Consider the following 2,390-nt stretch of genomic DNA (forward strand, 5'->3'; position numbering starts at 1 on the left):
ACTTGGATGCAGAATGTCTTTAAGCGTGGGGGTGCAGATGCGTATAACATGTATGACACAGGGATGGGTGGTAATGTGTATGGGGGACCTCGTGTAGCGCCGTTAAGTGATCAAACGCGCTATGGAATTGGTGGTCTTGGAAGTATTCCTCATCATTATCAAAATCGCTCTTTGATGAATACAATCTATAATCCAACGTCGGCAGCCATGAATCTTCGACATATGGCCTCTGGTGGTATGATGGGAGAAAATTCGTATTTCAAACAAGCACTTCAAGAAGCATTAGATGATTCAGACACTCAAATTAACAGATATTTCTCAGGGATTGGTCGTTATGCAACTCCTGATCACAGAGAGGAAGTGCGGAAAGGAAGAGATTCTATATACGCTCGTGCTATGTTAGAGCAATATAATCGTGATGCGGACCGCATGATGCAAGCCAATGCCATGATAGACCAAGCCAATCAAAATCAGTTGGGAGCCTCAAATAACTTCTTACAGGGTTATGGGAATGCCTATTCCAATGCCATACAAGGGGGAGGTGTGCTTGATGCCCACAATCAACGCCTTGTTGATGCCAATAGAGAACGTTGGCTGGAACAAGACAATAGCGGCTGGAATAGGTTGAATATGCTTATGAACGCCGGTCATGGCTTCGCAAGAAATTACGGCACGACGACGAATAATGTGTCAGAATCTAAGATGCATGGTAACGACCCTTGGCAGAATGCTATGATGGTGCTTTTTGGATTAAAGAAGGCTGCGGAAAAGGCAGCAAATGCTGCCGTTTAGTTTGAATAATCTTAGAAAAAATAAATAGTTAAAGGGAAAGTAATGGTTTTTATAGATTTTGACCCGAGAGATAGACGTTTCATATCCAAACTAGAAAAAGATCTACACGAACGCAGACTAGAAAAAGATCTACTACAATCAATAGCGAATCAACGAAAGGACAAACATAAATTACCAGTTTTTCTTAATGCGATTTCTATGAATGATCCATATAAGATAGGCTCTTTTTCTCCTTCTCCAATAGGTTCTATTCGTCCTTCTGAGATAGATAATGAGGGGAATAAACCCTCTCCGATTCCACAATCAGAAACTCCTCCTCAGTTAGAGACTTCTCCACCTATTTCAACAAAACCAGTTCCATTGCAAGAACAGCCTCCTGAACCAAATCTTAGTTTTTGGGATAAATTTTCTCGTTTTTCACAGTCTGATGTTAGTAAAAATATTGATGATTTTCTTATGGGTGCGATAACGGCTAGTCCAAATTCATCTGGATGGCAACTTTTTGCCAAGGGGCTGAAGAACTTGCATGAAGGAGATAAACAAAGAGGACAGGTTAATCAGACTGTCGAGTATCTAAAATCTAAAGGGTACAGTGAGGAAGAGGCGCGGTTCATAGCTGGAAATAGAGATGCGTTGAATGCTTTTCTATTACAAAAAGTGAACGGTGGAAATAGGAATTCCCAATTTACCAATGACGGTAGGATGCTTGTGGAAGATCCGAATGCACCAGGTGGATATAGATATATTATGGTTGAAGGTGGTAAATCGTATGAGGAAGCTGAACGTGCAAAAGCTCTATATGCAAATAATATAGTACGGAAAAGTATTTTATTGAAAGATCTCACATATCTTGATGAGTACCTTAAGGAAAAAGGTGGGTATGCAACAGGTCTGATTGCTTGGATTAAAAGCATTGTTCCTGGATTGAAAGAAAATGGTGCAGATAAAGTCGTGAAATCAATTAAGGAACGTATAGCAAGTGATCGTATAGACGAACTGAAGCAATTATCAAGGACAGGAGCGGTAGGACTTGGAAATGTCAGTGATAAAGATCTTGACATGCTAAAGCATTCTTTAGGTGAACTAAGCATTGATATGAATGTAGAATTATTTACGCGGAATCTGAATCAAATAAGAGATGTTATTTCAAGACTATCGCCTGAAGCAAAAGCCTATTTACTAGGTGAAGATGCTAGTCGCTCCTCTGCTAATCAGTCATCACAAGGAGGCAGTGCAAATATACCTCGGATGAGTATGCAAGAAGCTGCTAAAAGAAATGATATTACTGAATTTACAGATATTGAGACTGGTGAGCATATGAGGAAGGTAAAATTGTAATGAATACGTCTCGATCTAGATATGTAACATTAGAGGATGGAACACGTTATCGTTTTGATGTTATTGATAATAATTCTCAAAATAATGCGTCTCGATCTAGATATGTGACCTTAGAAGATGGAACACGCTATCGCTTTGATGTTCTCAATGATGCCTCCAACTTTGAAGAAACAACATCACCCCAACATCCCGAAATCACGCAAAGTGAAGCTTTTTGGAACTCTTTAAAGCATGGATTGAGTTTTAATTTAGATGATGAG

At 39.6% G+C, this 2,390-nt stretch carries 3 protein-coding genes; all 3 read left to right on the forward strand.

The window, feature by feature from the left end; all coding sequences use genetic code 11:
• A partial coding sequence (locus ACFIL3_RS09690) for a hypothetical protein (RefSeq protein WP_375682175.1) occupies window positions 1-792 on the forward strand: 792 nt, incomplete at its 5' end.
• Between the two features lie 198 nt (window positions 793-990).
• Window positions 991-2,130 carry a hypothetical protein gene (locus ACFIL3_RS09695; protein WP_375682176.1) on the forward strand — a complete coding sequence of 380 codons (1,140 nt, stop codon included), beginning with the start codon at window positions 991-993 and terminating at the stop codon, window positions 2,128-2,130.
• Window positions 2,130-2,390 (forward strand): hypothetical protein (locus tag ACFIL3_RS09700; RefSeq protein WP_375682177.1); only part of this gene is annotated, 261 nt, incomplete at its 3' end. The genes ACFIL3_RS09695 and ACFIL3_RS09700, both read left to right, overlap by 1 nt.

Origin of the sequence: Bartonella sp. CE47NXGY (assembly GCF_042195415.1) — a bacterium.
In the GTDB taxonomy this organism is placed as follows: domain Bacteria; phylum Pseudomonadota; class Alphaproteobacteria; order Rhizobiales; family Rhizobiaceae; genus Bartonella.

What these genes read in the sequence shown, in the direction of transcription:
- ACFIL3_RS09695 (WP_375682176.1), top strand. Translation starts at nt 991, where the DNA reads ATGAATGATCCATATAAGATAGGCTCTTTTTCTCCTTCTCCAATAGGT.